The 20826-nt window shown below is 70.1% G+C and carries 16 protein-coding genes and 1 tRNA gene; 6 read left to right on the top strand and 11 right to left on the bottom strand.

Going from position 1 to position 20826, the window contains the following annotated elements; translation table 11 throughout:
• Positions 1-8: 8 nt before the first annotated feature.
• Both OEB96_RS28105 and OEB96_RS28110 read right to left on the bottom strand, forming a co-directional pair.
• Positions 9-710, bottom strand: coding sequence for a helix-turn-helix transcriptional regulator (locus tag OEB96_RS28105; RefSeq protein WP_266219846.1), 702 nt, complete (start codon positions 708-710; stop codon positions 9-11).
• Entirely contained in the window at positions 697-1101 is a 405-nt protein-coding gene (locus OEB96_RS28110; protein ID WP_266219847.1) for a VOC family protein, read from the bottom strand. The genes OEB96_RS28105 and OEB96_RS28110 overlap by 14 nt, the downstream gene beginning before the upstream one ends.
• A gap of 233 nt (positions 1102-1334) precedes the next feature.
• Between OEB96_RS28110 and OEB96_RS28115 the strand changes: the two genes are divergently transcribed.
• Positions 1335-1580, top strand: coding sequence for a hypothetical protein (locus OEB96_RS28115; protein WP_266219848.1), 246 nt, complete (start codon positions 1335-1337; stop codon positions 1578-1580).
• Positions 1581-1585: 5 nt separating this feature from the next.
• On the opposite strand, the gene msrB is transcribed toward OEB96_RS28115, so the two are convergent.
• Positions 1586-2023 carry a peptide-methionine (R)-S-oxide reductase MsrB gene (gene msrB, locus OEB96_RS28120; RefSeq protein WP_266219849.1) on the bottom strand — a complete coding sequence of 146 codons (438 nt, stop codon included), beginning with the start codon at positions 2021-2023 and terminating at the stop codon, positions 1586-1588.
• Positions 2024-2145: 122 nt separating this feature from the next.
• Between msrB and OEB96_RS28125 the strand changes: the two genes are divergently transcribed.
• A complete protein-coding gene (locus OEB96_RS28125) occupies positions 2146-3294 on the top strand; it encodes a hypothetical protein (protein WP_266219850.1) in 1149 nt (382 codons plus the stop codon).
• Positions 3291-3944: an ATP-binding cassette domain-containing protein gene (locus tag OEB96_RS28130; RefSeq protein ID WP_266219851.1), complete on the top strand. Its 654-nt coding sequence runs from the start codon at positions 3291-3293 to the stop codon at positions 3942-3944. Before OEB96_RS28125 ends, OEB96_RS28130 begins: the two co-directional genes overlap by 4 nt.
• Positions 3945-4023: 79 nt before the next feature.
• Here OEB96_RS28130 and OEB96_RS28135 read toward each other — a convergent pair whose 3' ends face one another.
• From OEB96_RS28135 to OEB96_RS28150, 4 genes are all read right to left on the bottom strand, one after another.
• Entirely contained in the window at positions 4024-4575 is a 552-nt protein-coding gene (locus OEB96_RS28135) for an adenine phosphoribosyltransferase (RefSeq protein WP_266219852.1), read from the bottom strand.
• Positions 4576-4577: 2 nt separating this feature from the next.
• On the bottom strand, positions 4578-5432 hold the full coding sequence (gene surE, locus OEB96_RS28140) for a 5'/3'-nucleotidase SurE (protein ID WP_266219853.1): 855 nt from the start codon (positions 5430-5432) through the stop codon (positions 4578-4580).
• An 82-nt stretch (positions 5433-5514) separates the two neighbouring features.
• A tRNA-Pro gene (locus OEB96_RS28145) sits at positions 5515-5588 on the bottom strand.
• Positions 5589-5842: 254 nt separating this feature from the next.
• Positions 5843-9607: a tetratricopeptide repeat protein gene (locus OEB96_RS28150; RefSeq protein WP_266219854.1), complete on the bottom strand. Its 3765-nt coding sequence runs from the start codon at positions 9605-9607 to the stop codon at positions 5843-5845.
• A 434-nt stretch (positions 9608-10041) separates the two neighbouring features.
• Between OEB96_RS28150 and OEB96_RS28155 the strand changes: the two genes are divergently transcribed.
• From OEB96_RS28155 to OEB96_RS28165, 3 genes are all read left to right on the top strand, one after another.
• The gene (locus tag OEB96_RS28155; RefSeq protein WP_266219855.1) at positions 10042-10827 is read left to right on the top strand and encodes a hypothetical protein; all 786 of its coding nucleotides are present in this window, start codon (positions 10042-10044) and stop codon (positions 10825-10827) included.
• 295 nt (positions 10828-11122) lie between these two features.
• A complete protein-coding gene (locus OEB96_RS28160; protein ID WP_266219856.1) occupies positions 11123-12601 on the top strand; it encodes an FG-GAP repeat domain-containing protein in 1479 nt (492 codons plus the stop codon).
• A 42-nt stretch (positions 12602-12643) separates the two neighbouring features.
• Positions 12644-15859 (top strand): alpha/beta hydrolase family protein, encoded by a 3216-nt coding sequence (locus tag OEB96_RS28165; RefSeq protein WP_266219857.1) that lies wholly within the window; start codon positions 12644-12646, stop codon positions 15857-15859.
• Positions 15860-15880: 21 nt separating this feature from the next.
• Here the strand turns inward: OEB96_RS28165 and OEB96_RS28170 are convergent, their stop codons facing one another.
• The 4 genes from OEB96_RS28170 to OEB96_RS28185 form a co-directional block, all read right to left on the bottom strand.
• Positions 15881-16429, bottom strand: a complete 549-nt coding sequence (locus OEB96_RS28170; protein WP_266219858.1) for a MerR family transcriptional regulator — start codon at positions 16427-16429, stop codon at positions 15881-15883.
• Positions 16430-16476: 47 nt separating this feature from the next.
• A complete protein-coding gene (locus OEB96_RS28175; protein WP_266219859.1) occupies positions 16477-16761 on the bottom strand; it encodes an integration host factor subunit alpha in 285 nt (94 codons plus the stop codon).
• A gap of 160 nt (positions 16762-16921) precedes the next feature.
• Complete coding sequence (gene pheT / locus OEB96_RS28180; RefSeq protein ID WP_266219860.1) at positions 16922-19477, bottom strand: phenylalanine--tRNA ligase subunit beta; 2556 nt, start codon at positions 19475-19477, stop codon at positions 16922-16924.
• A complete protein-coding gene (locus OEB96_RS28185; RefSeq protein ID WP_266219861.1) occupies positions 19471-20694 on the bottom strand; it encodes a phenylalanine--tRNA ligase subunit alpha in 1224 nt (407 codons plus the stop codon). Before OEB96_RS28185 ends, pheT begins: the two co-directional genes overlap by 7 nt.
• Positions 20695-20826 lie beyond the last annotated feature (132 nt).

The following is a 20826-nucleotide window of genomic DNA, read 5'->3' on the forward strand; positions in this document are numbered from 1 at the left end:
CGGCGTCGCTAGTCGCCGCCCGAGACCCGTCCCACGCCCTCGCCGGCGGCGATGAAGTCCTCGATGGTGCGCCCCGGCGCGGGTTCGAAGCGCTCGTCGAGCACCCGCAGTTGGTCGATCCGATCGAGGCGAAAGTTGCGAAAGCCCTGACGCAGCTCGCACCACGCGATGAGCGACCAGCAATCGCCCCAGAAGAACAGACCCAGCGGCAGCACGCGGCGCTCGCTGGGGGTGCCGTCGCGACGCACGTAGGCCAGCCAGATCACGCGCTGCCCCTCGAGCCCGGCGCGCGCCGAGGCCAGCAGGTGACGCATCTGCAGGCTGACGTGCTCTCCCGGGGCGTAGAGGGCCTCGCCGTCGATGCGGCGCTTGAGCGCGGGAGGCACCACGGCCTGCACCTTGGCCAGCGCCCCGCCGGCCGCCTTGGCCAGGCGATCGTCGGCCCAGCTCTGCACCATGCGTGCGCCCAGGGCCAGCGCCGTGATCTCCTCGCGATCGAACATCAGGGGCGGCAGGTCGAAGTTGGTCGGCAGGGCATAGCCCACGCCGGCCTCGCCCTCGATGGGCACGCCCGCGCAGATGAGATCCTGGACGTCGCGGTAGATGGTGCGATCGGAGACCCCGAGCTGCTCGGCGAGCCACGCCGCGGTGGTGACCCGGCGGCGCCGCAGGAGCTGCACGAGCTGGAACAAGCGGTCAGCGCGTCTCATGGGGCACGAAGTAGCCGGCGTACTCGGGGGCGGGCCCGATGACCTGATGGATGTGCAAGGCGATCCCGTTGGGGTCGACCACGGTGAAGCTGCGGTCGCCCCAGGGATTGTCGCGGGGCGGGCCGTCCGTGTCGACGCCCTCCATGCGAATCCGCCGGTACTCGGCGTCGACGTCCTCGACCTCGAGGCCGTAGGTCAGGCCCCCGGAGAACGGGGTCTCGTCGGGCAGCGGGCGCAGGAACGCCAGCTGCATGTCCCCCTGGGGATGGCGGAGGCTCACGAAGCCCTCGCTGCGAAACACGGGCACGAACCCGAGCCGGTCCACGAAGAAAGCGACCGAGGCCCGAAGATCCGCGACGGTGATGAGCGGGACCAGGCGCCTGCAATGCATACCCTCCTTCGTAGCACCCCCCTGCTGATCCCCTTTGTCAGGAGCACGCAGGGCAAGTCGCCTTGGCAATTTGCTCAATCACACATCGGGCGATTGAATACGGGTGCTGCAACTGCCGAGAATCATTGATTCCGGGGTCGAGTACGGCGTTTGCTAACCATTGGGGCAGCCAGCGAGGCGGAGCGCTACCGCGCCGCGGGATTGGCAGGAGGCAACGAGCGATGCAGCAGCCGATGGGGGAGCACACTGTGGACGACGGCATCATGATCCTCGACGACGCCAGCGTCGTGCTCATCGAGGAGCCGGCCGAGGCCACGCCCTGGAGTCTCGACGATGCCGACACGCGCGTGTGGATTCGACCGTACGCGGCGCGATACTCCGCCTCCCGCCCCGGCGCGGACGCTGGGGCCTGGCCGCGGCTGCCCCCGCGTCCCCTGCCCCGTCCGCACCGCGGCCACTCCAGCTCGCGGTCGCTCTGAGCTCGTCACTCGTCCTCGCCGTCGCGGGGCTCGTGTCGCAGCGAGACGGAGTTGATGCAGTAGCGCAGTCGGGTGGGCGCCGGGCCGTCGGGGAACACGTGGCCGAGGTGCCCACCGCAGCGGGCGCAGAGCGCCTCGGTGCGGACCATGCCGTGGCTGTGGTCGCGGCGCTCGGTCACGGCCTGGTCGTCGACGGGCGTGGTGAAGCTGGGCCACCCGCTGCCCGAGTCGTACTTGGTCTGCGAGGAGAACAGCGCGGCGCCACAGCCCGCGCAGCGGTAGATGCCGGGCGCCTTCTCGCTCCACAGGGCGCCCGTGAAGGCGCGCTCGGTTCCGGCCCCGCGCAGCACTCGATACTGCTCGGGGGTCAGGCGCTCGCGCCACTGGGCGTCGGTCAGGGTGCTCGGATCGGGCGGCTCGGAGGGCTCGTGGTCGTCGGCCATGGTGACCCGGAGAGGATGGCCGCACGGGCGTGGGGCGGCCAGCGGTCGCGGGTCCGGCTTGCCAACCGAGGCGTGCTCGGGACATGGTCGGGCCCGCCCATGCCCCCACGATTGCGCGCCCCATGACGCCCTCGGTCTCCTTGCTCCGCCGCTTCGACGCTCGCGGCTACGAACTTTGGCTGGTGCCTGCGCTGGTCGCCGCGATCGGCGGCGTCACCCTCGCCTCGGCCGGTGCCGACGCGGGGGTGCTTCGCGGGCTGGTGTTCGTGGGGGGGCCGTTGCTGCTGCTGTCGGGCCTGCATGCGCGGCTCGACGGCTACCTGCACGCGCGGGCCCGCCTGTCGCTGCTGCCGCTGCCGTTGCCGCCTGCGCGGTCGTGGGCGGCAGCCTCGGGGCCGCACCGGGTGGGGCTCGGGTGGACGGGGCTGTTTGGCGTGGCGACGGTGGCTGGCGCCGCGTTGGGGGCCGGCGTGACCACCCGGCAGGCGCTGGGCCTGGTGGGCGACTTCGCGTGGCTGTGGCTCTTGGCGGCGGGGCTCGAGCCCGTGATCCCGGCCGCGGGTGCGTGGCTGGGGCGACGGTTTCCCGAGGAACGGCCACAGCGGCGCTGGCAGGAGCGACTGGGCGGAGGCTGGACGATCCCCGAGGCGGTGGTGCACCTGTACGCCCCCGCGCTGGGGGTGGGCACGGCGGCGCTCCTGGCCATGCCGGGGCAGCTATGGCTGGACCTGTGGGTCGACGGCCAGGCGCCGCCGATCGAGCTGCTGGTGGTCGGCGCGATCGCGGGAGTGCTGGCGTGGGGGCTGGGGCGCGTGGCGGTTCTCGCCTATGCCCGCGGGATGTTCGAGGCGGTGCCGTGGGTGCACGAGGCGGTGCGGACCCTGGCCGGGCCTGCCGTGCCCGAGGAGGTGCCGCGGTGGCTGCTGTGGGGGCGTGATCCGATGCAGCACCTGGTGGTGCGCCAGTTCTGGCGGGTGACGCCGGTCCCGGGGCTGCGGCTGTGGGCCTTGCTGATCGGTGCCGCGTGGGTGGGCCTGGCCGCGGCGCCGTCGGTGGCCGCGACCGCGGTGGTGGTGGCGCTGGCCTCGGCGTGGCTAGTCCCGGGGGTTCGGCTGCGCGCCCTGGGACCCGCTCGGGCGCGCCTGGCCGGGAGCCTGCCCCTGCCCCCGTCGGCTCGGGCCGGCCGCTCGCTGGGCGCGTGGGCGGTGCTCGGAGCGCCCGTGGTGGTCGCGGCGGCGGGGGTGGTCCTTGCGTGGAGCCGTGCCGCATGAGCGGGACGACCGTGCCCCTGGTGCTCGAGGCGGTGACCAAGCGCTACGCCGCGCGCACCGTGCTCGATGCCGTGACGCTCACGGTCGAGCCGGGGGCGACCGTGGTGCTGCGCGGGCCCAACGGCGCGGGCAAGTCGACCTTGCTCGGGTGCATCGCGGGGACCGTGATCCCCGACGAGGGGCGGATTGCGATCGGCGGGCACGATCTGCGAAGCGAGCCGCTGGCGGCCCGGGCGGCGCTGCGCTACCTGCCGCAGGAGCCCGAGGTGCCCGTGGGGCTGTCAGGGCGCGAGCTGTTGGGGTTCTTCGCCGATGCGTTCGGGGATCCGGGGGGAGCCGAGCGGGCGGCCGCGTTCCTGGGGTTTGGCGAGGCGCTCGAGCGCTTTGCGAGCACGTACAGCGTGGGCATGCGGCGGCAGCTGATGTTCGCGGCGTTGCTGGCCGGGGCCGGGGCCGGGGCTGGCCAGGGGCGCCTGTGGGTGCTCGACGAGCCGTTTGCGGGGGTCGATGCCGAAGGGCGCGGCAAGATCCGCGGTGCGATCGAGCGGGCGCTCGGCGAGGGCGCGGGCGTGGTGATCGCGGCGCACGATCGCGACGTGCAAGACGTCGAGCCGCTGTCGCCTCGGGTGTTCGAGCTCGGCGCGACCTGACGCGGCCGAGCGAGCCCGCCCTGGGGGCACCCTACCGAGCGAGGCGGTCGCTCGCCCGAGCCGGACGCGAGGGCCGAAGCTAATATCGCAGCAGCGTCTCCACGCGCAGGCCGTCGAGCTTGGCGCGGCCGTCGAGGCCCTGGAGCTCGATGAGGAACAGCGCCGCGAGCACGGTGCCACCGAGCTTGGTCACCAGCTGGCATGCGGCCGCCGCCGTGCCGCCGGTGGCGAGCAGATCGTCGACCACCAGCACGCGGTCGCCCGCGTCGATCGCATCGGTGTGGATCTGCAGCGCGTCCTCTCCGTACTCGAGCGCGTAGCGGACCTCGGTGGTGGCCGCGGGGAGCTTGCCGGGCTTGCGCGCCGGCACGAAGCCCACGTGCAGCTCGGCGGCGAGCGCCATGCCGAACAGGAAGCCGCGCGACTCCATCCCCACGATCTTGTCGATGCGGCCCTCGAGGTCGGCGACGTGCTGGCGATGCAGCCGCAGCGCCTCGACCAGCGTGGGCGGGTGGGCCAGCACGGGGGTGATGTCGCGGAACAGGATCCCCGGCTTGGGGAAATCCGGCACGCTGCGGATCTTGGCGCGCACGCGCTCGAGGGCGGCCTGCGGATCGAACGGATCGCTCATGCTCAGGGCTCCGAGTTCGGGGTGGCGTCGACATCGTAGGCCGAGGGGCTCACGATGCGCAGCCCCCCGCTCTGATCCGCGGCGCGATCGAGGAGGGCCTGGGCCGCGCGGGGGTCGGGATCGGTGAGATCGAGCCGCAGCGGGGTCACCGAGCACAGGCCCTCGGCGACGGCCCAGGTGTCGTCCCCCAACCGGCCGCGCAGCTCTCCGGGGGGGCCGCCGATCCAGTAATAGGGGCGCCCGAGGGGATCGGTGCGGCGGTCGACCGCATCGCGATAGGAGCGACGGCCCAGGCGGGTGAGCATCACGCTCTGACGGCTGCTCTCGGTGTCGATCCGCTCGGCCGGCGCGTTCTCGAGGCCGGGCACGTGGGGCACGTTGACGTTGAGCAGCAGCGGCGTGTCGTGGCGCGCCAAGAGGGCCTGGGCCAGCGACCGCACGCAGCGGCGAGCCCAGCGGGCATCGACTCCGCGCTCGACCGAGACCGCCATCGCCGAGGCCCCGCGCAGGAACGCCTCGGCCGCGCCGCCCACCGTGCCCGAGTAGAACACGTCGGTGCCGAGGTTGTAGCCGGAGTTGACCCCCGAGACGACGAGATCGGGCGGTCGCTCGCTGATGTGCATCAGGCCGAAGTACACGCAATCGACCGGCGTGCCGCTGACCGCCCAGCGCCCCGGCTCGACCTCGTGGGCGCGGAGCATGCTGTGGAAGGTCATCGCATGGCTGCTGCCGCTGCGCTCGCCGTCGGGGGCCGAGACCAGGACGTCACCGAGGCCATGGACCGCGTCGAGGATCGCCCGCAGACCCGGGGCGGCGACGCCGTCGTCGTTGGTGACGAGGATGAGCGGCGTGGGCACGGTGACGGACGATGGACCCGAAGAGTCGTGAGGGGAAAAAGAGGAAGGCGGCTTCGGGAGTCCCGAAGCCGCCTCGCCGTTGTCGGGGCGAGAGGATTCGAACCTCCGACCCCTTGACCCCCAGTCAAGTGCGCTACCAGGCTGCGCTACGCCCCGAAACGGAGGCGGCCTTATAGCGTGAGGGGGATCGGGGTGCAAGGGGGCGGACGGGGTTTTTGGGCGGGTTTGCGGGAGGAGCGCGGGGGGATGGGGGGTGTACTCGACTGGGGTCGAGGGGTCGGGGCAAGGGCTCGGGGGGGCGGTCGGGCGTGGGCGTCGGGGGAGTTCGGTGGATCTGGGGAGGGCGGTTCGGGGGAGAAGGCGGAGGTCCGAGCATGCCGTTGGTTGGCACCGCGAGACTCGGCCTGGGATCACGGTGAGTGGCGTTGGAGGGCTTCGACGGCTGCGAGGAGGACGGGGTCGGCTTCGGGGGAGCGGTCGATCTCGGTGAGGTGCTGAGCGTAGTTGCGAAGGGCGATCTGTAAATCATGCGCGAAGACTCTGGGCCGAGCTTGGAAGAGTTGCTGATAGTGAGTCACGGCCTCCTGCGTGGACGCCAGCGCCTTCTCTCGCAGACCCAGCTCGCTCTGCCTGATGCCCAGATTGTTGAGGCTCGCTGCGAGGTTGGGCAGGAAGGCGTCCGGCCTATGCTTGGCCAACTCGCGGTACACAGTCACGGCCTCCTGCGTCGACGCCAGGGCGTCCTCTCGCAGACCCAGCTCGCTCTGGCTGATGCCCAGGTTGTTGAGGCTCGCTGCGAGGTTGGGCAGGAAGGCGTCCGGCCTATGCTTGGCCAACTCGCGGCGAATGGCCACGGCCTCCTGCGTCGACGCCAGGGCGTCCTCTCGCAGACCCAGCTCGCTCTGCATCGTGCCCAGGTTGTTGAGGCTCATCGCCAAGTGGGGTAGGAAGGCGTCCGGCCTATGCTTCGCCAACTCGCGGTGCATGGTCACGGCCTCCTGCGTCGACGCTAGCGCCTCCTCTCGCAGACCCAGCTCGCTCTGCCTGTTGCCCAGGTTGTTGAGGCTCATCGCCAAGTCGGGCAGGAAGGCGTCCGGCCTATGCTTCGCTAACTCGCGGTACACGGTCACGGCCTCCTGCGTGGACGCCAGCGCCTCCTCTCGCAGACCCAGCTCGCTCTGCCTGATGCCCAGGTTGTTGAGGCTCATCGCCAAGTCGAGCAGGAAGGCGTCCGGCCTATGTTTGGCCAACTCGCGGTACACAGTCACGGCCTCCTGCGTCGACGCCAGAGCGTCCTCTCGCAGACCCAGCTCGCTCTGCGCGTTTCCCAGGTTGTTGAAGCTCATCGCCAAGTCGGGCAGGAAGGCGTCCGGCCTATGCTTGGCCAACTCGCGGTACACAGCCATGGCCTCCTGCGTGGACGCCAGCGCCTCCTCTCGCAGACCCAGCTCGCTCTGCCTGATGCCCAGGTTGTTGAGGCTCATCGCCAAGTCGAGCAGGAAGGCGTCCGGCCTATGCTTGGCCAACTCGCGGCGAATGGCCACGGCCTCCTGCGTCGATGCCAGGGCGTCCTCTCGCAGACCTAGCTCGCTCTGCATGGCGCCCAGGTGGTTGAGGCTCGCTGCGAGGTTGGGCCGGAAGGCGTCCGACCGATGCTTGGCCAACTCGCGGTACACAGTCACGGCCTCCTGCGTGGACGCCAGCGCCTCCTCTCGTCTCCCAACTTCGCTCAGGTGCAGCCCCTTTTTGTCCATCCGGCGTGCACGGTGATCGAGTTCCTCCTCGGCGACGCCCTCGATGCGACCCAGCGCCTTCAAGCCGTCCGTGGCTCGCAACGCCAACAAGGCCGCAACCCCACGCAGCGCGACCGACCCGAGCGGCAGTGGTTGAACCAACGCATCGGCCTCGTCTGGCGACAGTGCCTCGAGCTTGCCGAAGGCCGCCTCCACGCGCCCTGCCAGCCCTGCCGCCCATCGTTCCTCCGCCGCCACTGCAATCCAGGCCCGCACCAACACCGCAGGAAACCGGCGCACCACATCCTCGATCCGCCCCACCACCTGCGGCTGCCATCGCGCGGCCCGGCCGAGCACGCGAAGTGCCCGCGATGCCATGTCCTCGTCGCCGTCTGCGAATGCCACCTCGGCCAGCGACGGCTCGGCGTCGAGCTGGGTTGCGACCAACCGCTCGCCGATCCTGTCGGGCTGCACCGCCGGCAACGCGAGCCGCTTGCCGCCGATGCTCGGATACAGCTCGCCGAACACCTTCGCGAGCCCATCAAGCTGGTTGTCGGACATGCCCTTGCACCCCGGGGTCCGGCTCAGCAAGCGCCGCGCCTGGTCGCGCTGGTCGAGTGGCCCCGCCAGGGTTCCCACGCACGCAACGGTGCGCAGCACCTCGTCGAGATTGGAGACCCCCGCGATGACCCGCTCGGCGATCGGCCTCCAATAGCGCTTGAGCTCGCGCCGCAGCAGCTCGTCGAACAGCCACTCCACCCCGGCATCGGGCGGCGGCGGATCTCCATCCACCGCCAGCAAGGCCGCCACGTGCAGCGCCAGCACGCCCTCCTTCATCCATGCCCGAAGCGTCTCCACGGGCGGATCCACCACCGGCTTCGCTGCCGCCCCCTTCGCCTTCGAGAATCCATGCACCGCATCCGCCCACGACGTCCGAACGTCCTCGAGCGGCACGAGCCGATGCACTGCATCACGGCGCTCGAGCACGTCCCGCAACGCCTTGACCGCAGTCGGCAGCTCCTCCCACCACTCCGCCTCGCCCCGCGCAGCGAGCACCACCCGGATCCCCCCGGTGCTGCTCCGGTACGGCGCCAGCCCGAGCAGCAGTGCTTCGAGGTCCCTGCCCCACGTCTCGGCGTAGTCGATCGCCAAGAGCATCGGCCGCCCGGCCTTCGCCATGTCGAGCAGCCTCGGATCCTGCCGGTCCGAGCGCTCGAGGATCCCCGCCGTCCACCCGCGCTCGAGCTGCTGCTTGCACAGCTCCCGCAAGAGCCGCGTCTTGCCGTACCCACCCGGTCCGGTCACCAGCCGGATCCCGAGGCCACCGCCTTCGCACCACGTGCCGAAGTCGTCCAGCAGGGCCTCGCGGCCCGACATCCGCACGACCCCGTAGTCGGCTTGCAAGAGCGTGACGTTCGACGCTCCCGGCGACAGCTCCTGATAGGGCTTGCCGAGCCACTCGGGCGGCCGCAGCTCTGCGTCCTTGCGCCGTACGCCCAGCCGATCGCGAAGCGCCGGTAGCAATCGATGCAAGTCCACGTGCTCGTAGAACTGCGCCCGCATCCCCGCCGGGGCGAGTTCCTGCTCGATTCGAGACTCCTTCTTCTTGAAGAACCCCCAGTGGATGTCCGGGTACGCGCCTTCATCTGCCGCCAGAGCCGTCAGGCACTTCATCAGCACGTCGTCCCAGCCGCCGTACCCGAGCACGACGAGAAGTGAGCGCGAAATCCATCGTTTCAGCTCGGCCTCGAGCTGCGGCCGCGGCTCCTGGAGCTGCACCTCCGTGTGCAGCGTGTCGGCATTGAACCAGTACCCGTGCACATACACCACGTGCGTGCACGAGCCGCGGTGCTGCCCCGGATTGCCATCCCGCGTCAGCACCGTGGAGCGCACGCTCCCGCCCGCCCGACGCACCGCAACCTCGATCAGCGGATCGAAGTTCGTCGTGAGCACCGTCGGAAACCTCTTCGGCTCGCCCACCAAGATCTCCCCGAGCGCAGCGATCGACGGCCGCAGCGGCCTCCACTCATCGCCATCGAGCAACTCTTGGCATGCCGCTCGATGCTGGTCAGCATGTCCCGCGAGCACCCTCGCCTGCCTCTCCTCATCGAGCACTTCGTGCGCCTCGAGCACCGCCCGCCGGATCACCCGGTTCGCCGCATCCTGCCCCTTGCGTCGCACCAACGCCGCGAACCCAGCCCGATAGGCCGCCCCACCGTCTTCCTTCGCGAACGCCTCCTCCAGCGCCGCATCGGGCCGCTTCGCGAGTGCCTCGCGGAGCATCTCCACCACCCCCCACGTGCCCGGTACGCCCGCCATCCCCGGCCCGGGCTGCATGGTCAGCGCCGACCCGAGCAGGAACACCACCGGTCGCTCGTCCTCCTCGACGATGCGCTCGATCAGCTCCTGCTCTCCTTCGCTGAGCGTACCGACATCGGGCATGGGCTCGGTCACCATGCCATCCCGCCGACCGGCTGGGTGATCCAGCACGAAGGCATTTGCCGATTGTCTCGGGCTCCACCCACGAAGGCCCGAACGGGTCGGTGCCCCTGTCCGAGCAACCCCTCGGCTGTCGAGACACACTCACCGCCCCTGTTCCAGCAACCCACGACCTACCCAGACACACTCGCCGACCCCCTTCGAGCAACCACTATCCTGCCAAAACAAACTCTCCGGCCCTGTTTGAGTGGTCGATTAGCTACCAAAACAACCTCCTCATCCCTCTCCAGACACCCCCGGCCCTCCCCTGCTCCCCACCCAGTCCCGATTTAGTCCCCCCCCCCGGCGAGAAATCCGCCCCTTCCCCCTACCGGAGCCCCCGCTTCCGAGATCTACTCACTCCCGACCGCCTCCCCCAACAGAAAGGCTCCCCCGCCATGCAGTCGCTGCTCCTCTCCGACCTCCGTCTCGCCCTCCCCGACCTGCTCGACGCCAAGGCCGCCAAGCTCGACACGCTCCACGCGGGCCGCCTCTATGCCCCGCGGCTTGCGGCCCAGCGCACGGCCATCGAGGCGCTCCCCGCTCCCACCGCCGAGGCGCGCCCGTTGGTCGAGGAGCTCGCCCAGACCGACGCCGAGCACGACGCCTTCGCCACTGCGATCTGGCACTACACCGAGGCCGTGCGCATGTGCCCGGGCCTGGCCGACGACGTCCGCGCGGCGGCGCGGCGGATCCGCGAAGCCTTCATCCCCAAGCTCTCGGTCATCCACCGCAGCTACGCCACCGAGGCCGCGCATGCGCTCGGCAAGCGCGACCAGCTCCCGGAGCACGCGGCCGCCTTCGCCCTGCTCCCCACGCCGAGCGGCGAGACGCTGCACGCCTGGGTCGAGCGCTTCGTGACTCGCGGTGAGTCGATCGAGACACTGCTGCGCGAGCGAGCCAACCAGACCGCCGCCACCGTCACCGAGGCCACCCGTCGCGAGGCCGCCAAGCTCCGCGCCGAGACCATCGCACTGCTCGGCCGCCTCCGCACCGCGCTCGCCGACGAGCTCGCCGCCACCCCCGAACTGCTCGCCAAGACCGACGCCGAGCTGTTCGGCTATCTCGACCAGCTCACCCAGGCCCGAGACGAAGCGAACCGGCGCAAGCCGAGCAACGGCGAGCAACCGCCGCCCGACGCAGCGAGCGATGGCGAAGCCGTCGCACCTGCGGCCGAGGAGTGAGACGATCGGGCCCGGATCCTCGGTGCCACGCTCGACCCCGAGCCTCCGGCCGGGTGGCCCTCCGTCCCTCCGACCTACGCGGGTGACCTCGTTCCCCGCTCATCGTCGGGCTGATGGCGCGCAGAGGCGCGTTGGGACGCCACGCTCGCAATGGTCGAGTGGGGAGTACCGCTGGGCCCGATCTTTGTTCACTGCCCCTCGACCGACCGATGGGCCGCGACTCCCCCAACATCGGCGAGCACGATCGGAAATCGTGGACTTGCTGGCTTCGTCGGCCGGCGTAGGATGTCGGTCGATGGACGGTGTCGGCTGCGCCTCTCGGCTCGCTGCATGCGGGGTCAGCGCTTGTCTGGCCTTCGGCAGCGCCTCGGGCTGCGCTGGGAGCTGTGCGCCGACCGGCGCGGAGCCGATGGAGGCGAGCACGACGGAGCAACTCGAGACGGCCGGCTCGACGACATGGCAGGACGATGCGCCCTCGACCACCGGAACCGGAGAGGTCGCCCCGGATCTCGGTGACGACGGTCCGACGCAGCCGCTGCCACCGCAGATCCCCCCGCTCGGCGAGGGTTGCGGCGATGGAATCCCGACAACCGGCGAGTTCTGCTACGTGCGCGTCGAGATCGGCGAGCTGCCGGGGCTGACCTTCGGAAGGCTGAGCTTTGCGATCGATCTCGGTGGCGACGGCCTTGGGTCGTTTGGCATTGGTACCTCTCCCGAGGAGGGTTTCGGAGACTTCATCACCCTGGCCCACCTCGAGCACGACGGCTCGTTTCGCCTCGACCCGGCGTTACCCACGTGGGAATGGTTCGGCCACTTCACCGATCGCGACTTCGATGGCGATGGTAGGAACGACGTGATCGGCATCGGGGCGAGCCCGGGTTGGTACTCGTTGTTCATGGTTCACCGGAACCTCGGCGAGACCGTCGGAGAGCTGGTGTCAGAGGAAGTACTCGAGGACGGTGCGTCTGGGCATGCGTTTCCCATCGACGTGGATGGCGACGGGGTGCTCGAGGTGGTGGCGGGGGTCGAATTCGAAGGCATCCATCTGCGCCGACGCGTAGGGGGCCAGTGGACACAGATCGGTTCGACCTTGCCGCTGCCCGCCTGCAACTGGTTGAGCGGCAACGCGCACGCGGATTTCAACGAGGACGGCTTCGAGGACTTCGTGACCACCGGCGGAACGCAGGCGTGTGATCCGTTTCCGCAGACCTACGACCCGTCGTGGTATCGAGTCGCGGTGTTCTTCTCCGATCCGGTCGCTGGCCAGATCGTCGCTGGCCCCGAGTTGCCCATGGGTGGTCTCCATGACCCAAAGGCCGATGATACGCGGAGCGTTTTCGCTGGAGACTTCGACCGGGACGGACACGCCGACATCCTCGTACCGCTTCAGGAGAGCTTCGCGACATCGAAGCACCTCGGCATGAGCTTCCTACGGGGTCACGGCGACGGGACCTTCGATCCGGCGGTGGTCGTAACGGTCGAACACAACGATGGGTTCTCGGTCAGTCGAATGGGAGACTTCGACGGCGACGGCAACCTCGACATGCTCGGTGGACGAAAGCTCGCTGACTCTGGACCGACCGAACTCGCCGTTGCGTACGGTGCCTGGCCCGATCTCTCATTCCACGTCATCGCGGTATTGGATCGATCCTCGGCCGTCACGATCGGGGACGTCAACGGCGATGGTGTGACAGATGTGCTCATGACCGACGCGTCGCTGACGCCGCTCTCCGAGCCACGCAAGTACTACTTCGCGCTCATATCTTCGCCTTGACCGCTTGACTGCCCGAGGAGGGATCCTACATCGGATCCCACGATGTCCCGATACGTGCTGCTCATCGTCGCCCTTGCTGGCGGATGTTCCAACGGTGGTGGTAGTGGCGTGCTCTCGACCACGGGAGGAACAGATGGCGCGGACAGCATGACGACGTTCACCGACAACGGATCGATGGATGAAGAGGGTGTAGATGAGACCGGCCCTCCTGCTCTGCCAAGCAACCCATGTCAACCCAATCCCGACTCGTTCTCGGTCTACCCAGTCGCCGTGGACTACTTCCAGTTCAATCCATCGGGTGTGTGTGACGCACTTCCCCTACCCCATTTCGCCGAGGATTCCGACGATGAAGAGGACAACCAACCTGTCCGGGTCTACATCTACCGCCCCGACGACGCTGGTGATTGGCCCGACGAGCCGCCACGTCCCGCGATGTTCGTCGTCACCACACCTGGAGCACCCATCGATCTCTACGATCACGTATTCGACGACGTCGTCGCCGAAGGCATCCCGGTCTTCGCGGCCCAACCACTGACGGCCAACGACTCATCACTTCACCGCGAGGCCCTGCTCGCATGCGTGATGACCTGGGCCAAGTCCCCCGGCGGCTGGATCCGATCGAGCGATGGTCTCATCGGCGAGGGTGCCATCATCGCTGGACACAGCCGCGGCGGCGCGGCCACCAACCTGCTCGTCAACGACTTCGACGACTTCGTGGCGATACTGCCTCCCATGGCGAACTACGAGCTGTGCGCCGCGACCCAGATCGCCCCCCGCTGGGGCGGCGACACGCCGGGAGACGTCGCGACCAACGTACACACACCGCTCGAGGACACGGTGCCGCTGTTCGTGATCCATGGCTCACTCGACGAGGATCTCGTTGGCCAGGGCCTTGCCTCGTTCGATGCGATGGGCGCGGAGGATCTCGCCATGGCCCTGGAGCCGGGCGCGATCGATCCCGCGTCGCTGACCCCGTTCGACAAGCTGCTGCTGTGGGTCTACGGCGTGCGGCACAACGACTTCGGGGGGCGTGCCGACGTATTGCCAGGTCCGGAGGTCGATCGAGCCAACGCGACCGGCCCAACCTACCTCGCCGCCTTCCTGCGCTGGCAGCTCTTCGGCGACGTCTCCGCGCGCAGCGAGCTCCTGGCGGCCGTCGACGCGGACGCGCTCACCACCGACTTCCCCTCCACCGTGCAGCCGTCGACCCTCTGGGACGGCATCGAACCGCAGTTCTCCGACCACGGACGGCCGCTCATCGTCGGCAACTTCACCCAGGGCATCGCCGCGGCCGGTGCCGACCGCCTCGTCGTCGATACGCTCGCGCGCGGCTCGACGACGGCGACCTGCGCGAGCGACCCGATCCCGGCATTCCCATCCAGCTCCACCCTCGGCCTCGAGACGCACGTTCAGGGCCTTGCCGACGATCGAGTCTGCCAGGGTCCGGCGACGATGCTCGGAGTCGGCCTCGGCGTTGCCGCACGCCGCCACCAAACCGAGGCCTTGCTCGTGGGCTGGGGCGGCAGCGATCCCGGGGGCTCGGTGACATGGAGTCTGCAGCAGGATGGCGAGCCTGCCATCGATGCCACGGGCTTCACCCACCTGTCCTTGCGTGTCGCCAACCTGGTCGACGTGCCGAACCTGGGGTGCGATGCGGCCGACTCGACGAGCTTCGACTTCCACGTCGAGCTCGAGAGCGAGACGCCGGATGGCCTCACGGCGACCGTGAGCCATGACCCGGGGCCGGCAATCCAGCAGGCGGCGGCGCTCGTCGAGGGCCCCGAGTTCACCGCCTGTGCTGCAGCCCAGGCGATGCGCACGATTCGAATCCCGCTCACCGAATTCTGCGGACAGGGCCAGCTCGACCTCGAGCGGCTCTCCGCCATTCGACTGGTGTTCCCGACCTCCGCGACCGAGCGCAGGGCCCTGATCGACAGCATCGAATTCACCCGCGATCCCAATGCCGTCGGCACCTCGACGTGCCCGGCCCTCACCGCCGCATGGGATTGCGAGGTCACCGCGGCCTTCTCTCCCGTCGAGACCTCGTGCGCAGGCGAGCCTCGCCCCGCGTGTGCACCAGCCGATCGACGCACCGTCGAGCGCTCGGCTCCCCTCGTCGAAGACGGCATCGGGCCGAGCTTCTCGGGCTGGGTCGTACACACGCCCGGTGGTTGGGTGGCCGATCCAGCCCACCCGACGCCGAGCGAGCTGAGCGACGTCCTCGCGCTATGCCAGTCCGCGTGCACGCTCGAGTGGTCCGACGCGCCGGCCATCACCGCGAATTGCGACGACCCGTCGGCCTGGCGGCAGCCGGTACTCCGTACGACCCCGAGCCTCGGTCCCGAGGCCCGCATCCCAGCATCCGCCGAGGACGGCTCCGGGATCTTCTTCGGCCAGTCGCTGGCCTGCAACCTCGAGGCGGACTGCTGCGAGGCGTTCGACGAGGCCGTCTGCGCCGCCCGGTCCAAGCGGCCGACTCCCGCGATGATGCCCCTGGCTCGCGGCGAGGAGCAGCGCCTTGTGCTCGACACCGCCGCGAGCAAGGTGGAGTTCATCACCCCGACGGCAACCGCCACGATGCCGCTTTGGGGCACGATGGGATACTCGATGTGCCCGAAGGGCGAGACCGGCACGACGTGCCCGTTCTACCTCGGATCGCTCACCATCACGGGCACGTCCACGGCGACGATCGTCGAGTCCTGTCCGGACGCCTCGACCCTCACGATGGCCGTCGGCGATCTCGACATCGAGTTGCTGCAGCCCGCGATGGGCATCGCCGATGCGGGCTCCTACCTCAAGGGCTTCCCGAAGGGAGCCCTCCACCTCCAGGGCCACGTGATCGTCGACGGCAACGCCTTCACGGTCCGCGGCGTCAACGAGCAGCCCATCACCTTCACCCTGGGCCACTTCGGGCTGTTTGCCGCCGATCTCGCCCTCGACCTCACGCTACCCTGCGGAACCGGCACGATCGACATGACGGTCCGCATCCACCTCGGCTCCGCGACCATCCTCGACGAGGCCCCCATCGCGAGCATCGACGTACCCGACGTGCTCTCGTGTCCGACCACGCTCATGCTCGACGCCACGGTGGTCGACCCCGACGACGACCTCGCCTCCGCACGCTGGTTCGTCGACGACGTGCTCGTCACGCAGGGCGTGTCCAGCCTCCCGATGACCACCGATCACGCGCTACGGCTCGTCGCGCGCGACGCCCGAGGAGCGACGACCACGGTCGCCAAGAGCATCCGCTGCCTCTGACGAGGCCCTCGCGCGATCACCCTACCCTCGCTGCGGCCGCTCGAGCATCCCCCGGCTGCTGGCCGCCGGATCCTCCGCCACCGTCCGTGCCCCGCCGGCCTGCCTCAGATACTCCGCCGGATCGGCCCCGGTCGGATCGATCTCCGCCTCCGATTGCAGCAGCGCCTGCAGCTCGTCGACCACCGCCCACACCTTGGCCAGCGACTGCTTGGCCACGTACTTGGCCGACGGAGCGGCCATCGCCCCGCGGTTGCCGTCCTCGCGCAGCTGCTTGCGGGCCCCGGCGATCGTGAAGCGCTCCTCGTAGAGCAGCCGCTTGATCCGCAAGAGCGTGGCCACGTCGCGTCGCCGATACACACGCTGCTGGGTCCGCGACTTCTGCGGCTTGATCACCGCAAACTCGGTCTCCCAGTAGCGCAGCACGTGGGGCGCCACTCCGACGATCTCGGCGACCTCGCCGATCTTGAAGTAGAGCTTGTCGGTCCCGATCGACAGCTCGTCGGCGCCATCTCGAGAGCTGGCCCTGGAGCTCGTCCGAGCGCCCCGGCCGGCCTTGGCTCGCTTGGCCATCGCCCGCGCTACTCCCCTCGCCTCGGCCTCGCTCGCGTGCAGCGAAGCTACGCCTCGCCGTTGAGCGCCGACTTGAGCACGGGGCTCGGCTTGAAGGTGAGCACGCGACGGGCCTCGATCATGATCTCGGTGCCGGTCTGCGGGTTGCGTCCGGGCCGGGGCTTCTTCTCGCGCACCACGAAGTTGCCGAAGCCCGAGATCTTGATCTTCTCGCCGTTCTCGAGGGTCGCCTTCATCACATCGAACACCGACTCGACCAGGTCGGCCGCCTCCTTCTTGGAGAAGCCCCCGACCCGCTCACAGACCCGATCGATGATGTCGGCCTTGGTCATCTTCGCGATCCTTTCGCACCTGGCTGCCAAGCGCAAGTGCTGGTGGAGACACCATTTTTCGTCGGCGCCGAAGGCGCGAGAGCCCGCCCTGCCGCGCCCATTCGCCCCGCCGCGCCCATCCATTCTTCTCACGGAGGCGCACGGCGGAAGGATGGGCCCGCTACCGCACCCGCGCCTTGGGGTCGCGCCGACGCAGCGCCTGCAGTGCGCGCTCGGTCGCGGCCTCGTGCAATCGCTGCACCTCGTCGTCGGTGACCGTGCGCTCGTGTGCCCGGTAGCCGAGCCGCAGGAGCAGCGCCCTCCGTCCGTCCTCCACCCCGGCGCCACGGTAGTCCTCGACCACCTCCACCGGGTGTCGCCCCACATCGCCTACCGCCAATTGCGGAGGATCGGCCGACGGAGGAACGACCGACGCCCCGGCCTCGTTGGCCGCCGCCACCAGGGCCGCGACCACGTCGGCCGCGGGCAGCTCGACCGACAGATCGAGCGAGAGATCCCGGCTCGTGGCCGGAAACCGCGGCAGCGCCTTCACGGCCACGGGCGCGGGCGCGGGCAGCTCGTCGACCCGCAGCTCGCCGTACACGACCGCGGTGCCCGTGGGCAGCTCCCACGCCTCGACCAGATCGGGGTGCACCGCCCCAAGGCCGCCGACCGTGCGCTCGCCGACCCGCACCAAGGCCTGCACGCCGGGATGCAGGTGCGAGGACGCGTCGTCGCCCGCGGGCGCCAACGTACCCTCGAGACCAACCCGGGCCAGCGCGTCGAGCAGGATCCCCGCCATGGCCCGGCCATCGACCGGCTCGTCGCCGAGCGCCGCGCCCCGATGGGCGGGCGCCGCCAGCAACACGCCCGCACGCAGCGGCTCGTCGGGCAGCAGACGATCGATCGCCGCGGTGGGCCCGTCCGCCGCGGGCGGCTCGCCCCACCGGTAGATCCGACCCACCTCGAACAACCGCACCGGCCGCCCATGGCGCGCCAGGTTGAGCGCCGCCGCATCGAGCAGCCCGGGCAAGAGATGCGTGCGCAGCACGGGCCCGAGCCCCCGCATGGGGTTGCGCAGGGCCACCACACCGTCGAGCCCCTGCCCCTCGACCCTTGCGAGCTTGTCCGGCTCGCCGAACGCGAACGTCACCGCCTCGTGCAAGCCCTGGGCGGCGAGCGCGTCGACCAGGGGATCGTGCAGCCCGCGTGACGGCGCTCTGCCGGGCTCCCGCACGCTGGTGGGCGCGGTGCTGCCGTGGGCGGTGGGCATGCACGCCACCGCCGGCAGATCGTCGAGCCCGTGGATCCGCATGACCTCCTCGATGAGATCCTCCTCGCGCACCAGATCGGGACGATGGGTCGGCGGTCGGCAGATCCAGCGCTTGGGATCCTCGTCGTCGATCTCGATCTGCAAGCCGGTCAGGATCCGCTTGGCCTCCGCGTCGGAGACGTCCATGCCCAGCACCATGCGCGTGCGATCGGGGCGCAGCGCGATCGAGGGGACGGCGGGGCGCTGCCCCTTGGCGAGGTGCCCGCCCACGCAGCGCGCTCCGGTCAGCGCCTCGATGAGCCCGAACGCCCGCTTGACCGCGCAGTGCAGGCCCATGCCGTGATCGACCCCGCGCTCGAAGCGATGGCTGCTGTCGGTGCTGATCTGATGCCGCCGCGCGGTGCGGCGCACGAACCGGGGGTGGAACCACGCGGCCTCGAGCAGCAGCGTGGTGGTGCCCTCCTGCACCCCCGACGCCTTGCCGCCCATCACCCCGGCGAGGGCCTGCGGCGCGCTTGCATCCGCGATCACCAGGTCGTCGTCGCACAGCGTCAGCTCGCGCTCGTCGAGGGTGTGCATGCGCTCGCCCTCCCGGGCCAGCCGGATCACCACCCGACCGTCCGCCAGGGCGGCGCGATCGAACGCATGCAGCGGCTGCCCCCACTCCATGAGCACGAGGTTGGTGATGTCGACGACGTCGTTGATCGGCCGCAGCCCCAGCCGGTGCAGCCGCACCCGCAGCCACAACGGCGAGGGGCCGACCCTGGCGCCCTCGAACGCATAGCCGAAGTAGCGCCCGCAGCGATCGGGTGCCTCCAGCGTGACCAGCTCGGGCAGCTCGGCCACCCGCGGCTCGTGCAGCGGCGGGACCACGAGCGTGCGCCCGAGCTTGATCGCCAGATCCCGCGCCACCCCCACGTGCCCCAGCGCATCGGGCCGGTTGGGCGTGATCGACAGCTCGAAGATCGTGTCCTCGATCCCGGGCACCCGATCGACCAGGCGATCGCCGGCCTCCCACTCGGAGGGCAGCACCAGGATCCCGTCGTGATCGGACCCGATCTGCAGCTCGTGCTCGCTGCAGATCATGCCGAAGCTTTGCACGCCCCGGACCTCGCGAGCCTTGAGCGTGAGCCCCCCGGGCAAGGTGGTCCCGGCCGGAGCGAACGCCACCTTGCCGGGATTGGGACCGCTGGGATCGGGCACGTTGGGCGCACCGCAGACCACGGTCAGCACCTGCCTGCCGTCGAACAGCTCCACCACCCGCAGCTTGTCGGCCTTGGGGTGCGGCTGCAGCGAGCGCACCTGCCCGACCACGATGGCGCCGAGGCCCTGCCCCACCCGGGTCACGCCCTCGACCTCGAGGCCCACGGAGGTGATCGCGGCCGACAGCGCAGCGTCGGAGGGCAGCCCCTCCCCCGCGGGATCGACCAGGAACTCTTGCAACCAAGCGCGGGAGATCAGCATGGGAACTGCTCCAGGAAGCGAACGTCACCCTCGAACAACATGCGCAGGTGGGGGATCCCGTGCATCAACATGGCCATGCGATCGATGCCGAAGCCGAACGCCCAGCCGGTATAGACCTCGGGATCGACCCCCACCGCCTCGAGCACGGCCGGGTGCACCATGCCCGAGCCACCCAGCTCGATCCACCCCGAGTCCTTGCACAGGTTGCACCCGCGGGCTTCTTTGGCGGCCCCTTCGGGAGCGTCGCCTCCCGGCGCCGCAGGGCCTTCTTTGGCGGCCCCTTCGGGAGCGTCACCTTGCGGCGCCGCAGGGCCTTCTTTGGCGGCCCCTTCGGGAGCGTCGCCTCCCGGCGCCGCAGGGCCTTCTTGGCAAAACGGACACTGCATGTCGAACTCGGCCCCGGGCTCGACGAACGGGAAGAACGAGGGCCGCAGCCGCACGTGCAGGTCGGCGCCGAAGAAGCCCTGCACGAAGCGGTAGAGGGTGGCCTTGAGATCGGCCATGCCGACCCCGCGATCGATGCACAGGCCCTCGATCTGGTGGAACATGGGCGAGTGCGTGGCGTCGTCGTCACGCCGGAACACGGTGCCGGGTGCGATCAGCCGCACCGGAGGTGGCCGGGTGAGCATGGCCCGGATCTGGACCGGCGAGGTGTGCGTGCGCAGCACCAGCGGCACCCGATCCGCGTCGTCGTCCCCCGAGCCCTCGTCGGCTCGCCCCTGCACGAAGAACGTGTCCTGCATGTCGCGGGCGGGGTGCTCGGCGAGGAAGTTCAGGTCGTCGAAGTTGTACTTCTCGTGCTCGACGTGCGGACCGTCGACCACGTCGTAGCCCATCTGGCGAAACACGGCCTCGAGCCGCCGCCGCGTGTGCGTGATGGGGTGCAGCGAGCCCGGGGGGCGCCGCCGCGGCAGCATGGTGAGGTCCTCGCATGCCGCGAGCCGACGCGCGCGGGCGGCCTGCACCAGCGCCTCCCGCCGGGCCTGCAGCTGCTGCTCGATGGCGGTCTTGGCCTCGTTGAATGCCTGTCCGAACGCCTTGCGATCGGCAGGGGCGATCTGGCCCATGCGGGCACGCTGCTGGGTGAGCAGGCCCTTGCGGCCGAGGTACTTGACCTGCAGCGCATACAGGGACTCGTCGTCGCTGGCTCCGCCGACCTCGGCAGCAAAGGCCGCCTGCAGGTCGACGAGATCTTGGTGGGGATCGGCGCTCGACATCGATGGGCTCGCGGGCTCGGGGGGCCCGGACGATACCCTGCCCTCGCGGCGACGCGAAGGGCCGTCTTGTCACGTCCGGCGGGGTGCTCCAGACTCGCCAAGCCCTCGCGATCCACGGGTGCGGGCCCGCCC

Origin of the sequence: Paraliomyxa miuraensis (assembly GCF_026337845.1) — a bacterium.
Classification (GTDB): Bacteria; Myxococcota_A; Polyangia; order Nannocystales; family Nannocystaceae; genus Paraliomyxa; species Paraliomyxa miuraensis.

Excerpts from the sequence above, each read along its gene's own strand:
- OEB96_RS28105 (WP_266219846.1), bottom strand. The coding sequence starts at position 710 with ATGAGACGCGCTGACCGCTTGTTCCAGCTCGTGCAGCTCCTGCGGCGC.
- OEB96_RS28110 (WP_266219847.1), bottom strand. The coding sequence starts at position 1,101 with ATGCATTGCAGGCGCCTGGTCCCGCTCATCACCGTCGCGGATCTTCGG.
- OEB96_RS28115 (WP_266219848.1), top strand. The coding sequence starts at position 1,335 with ATGGGGGAGCACACTGTGGACGACGGCATCATGATCCTCGACGACGCC.
- msrB (WP_266219849.1), bottom strand. The coding sequence starts at position 2,023 with ATGGCCGACGACCACGAGCCCTCCGAGCCGCCCGATCCGAGCACCCTG.
- OEB96_RS28125 (WP_266219850.1), top strand. The coding sequence starts at position 2,146 with ATGACGCCCTCGGTCTCCTTGCTCCGCCGCTTCGACGCTCGCGGCTAC.
- OEB96_RS28130 (WP_266219851.1), top strand. The coding sequence starts at position 3,291 with ATGAGCGGGACGACCGTGCCCCTGGTGCTCGAGGCGGTGACCAAGCGC.
- OEB96_RS28135 (WP_266219852.1), bottom strand. The coding sequence starts at position 4,575 with ATGAGCGATCCGTTCGATCCGCAGGCCGCCCTCGAGCGCGTGCGCGCC.
- OEB96_RS28150 (WP_266219854.1), bottom strand. The coding sequence starts at position 9,607 with ATGCCCGATGTCGGTACGCTCAGCGAAGGAGAGCAGGAGCTGATCGAG.
- OEB96_RS28155 (WP_266219855.1), top strand. The coding sequence starts at position 10,042 with ATGCAGTCGCTGCTCCTCTCCGACCTCCGTCTCGCCCTCCCCGACCTG.
- OEB96_RS28160 (WP_266219856.1), top strand. The coding sequence starts at position 11,123 with ATGGACGGTGTCGGCTGCGCCTCTCGGCTCGCTGCATGCGGGGTCAGC.
- OEB96_RS28165 (WP_266219857.1), top strand. The coding sequence starts at position 12,644 with ATGTCCCGATACGTGCTGCTCATCGTCGCCCTTGCTGGCGGATGTTCC.
- OEB96_RS28170 (WP_266219858.1), bottom strand. The coding sequence starts at position 16,429 with ATGGCCAAGCGAGCCAAGGCCGGCCGGGGCGCTCGGACGAGCTCCAGG.
- OEB96_RS28175 (WP_266219859.1), bottom strand. The coding sequence starts at position 16,761 with ATGACCAAGGCCGACATCATCGATCGGGTCTGTGAGCGGGTCGGGGGC.
- pheT (WP_266219860.1), bottom strand. The coding sequence starts at position 19,477 with ATGCTGATCTCCCGCGCTTGGTTGCAAGAGTTCCTGGTCGATCCCGCG.
- OEB96_RS28185 (WP_266219861.1), bottom strand. The coding sequence starts at position 20,694 with ATGTCGAGCGCCGATCCCCACCAAGATCTCGTCGACCTGCAGGCGGCC.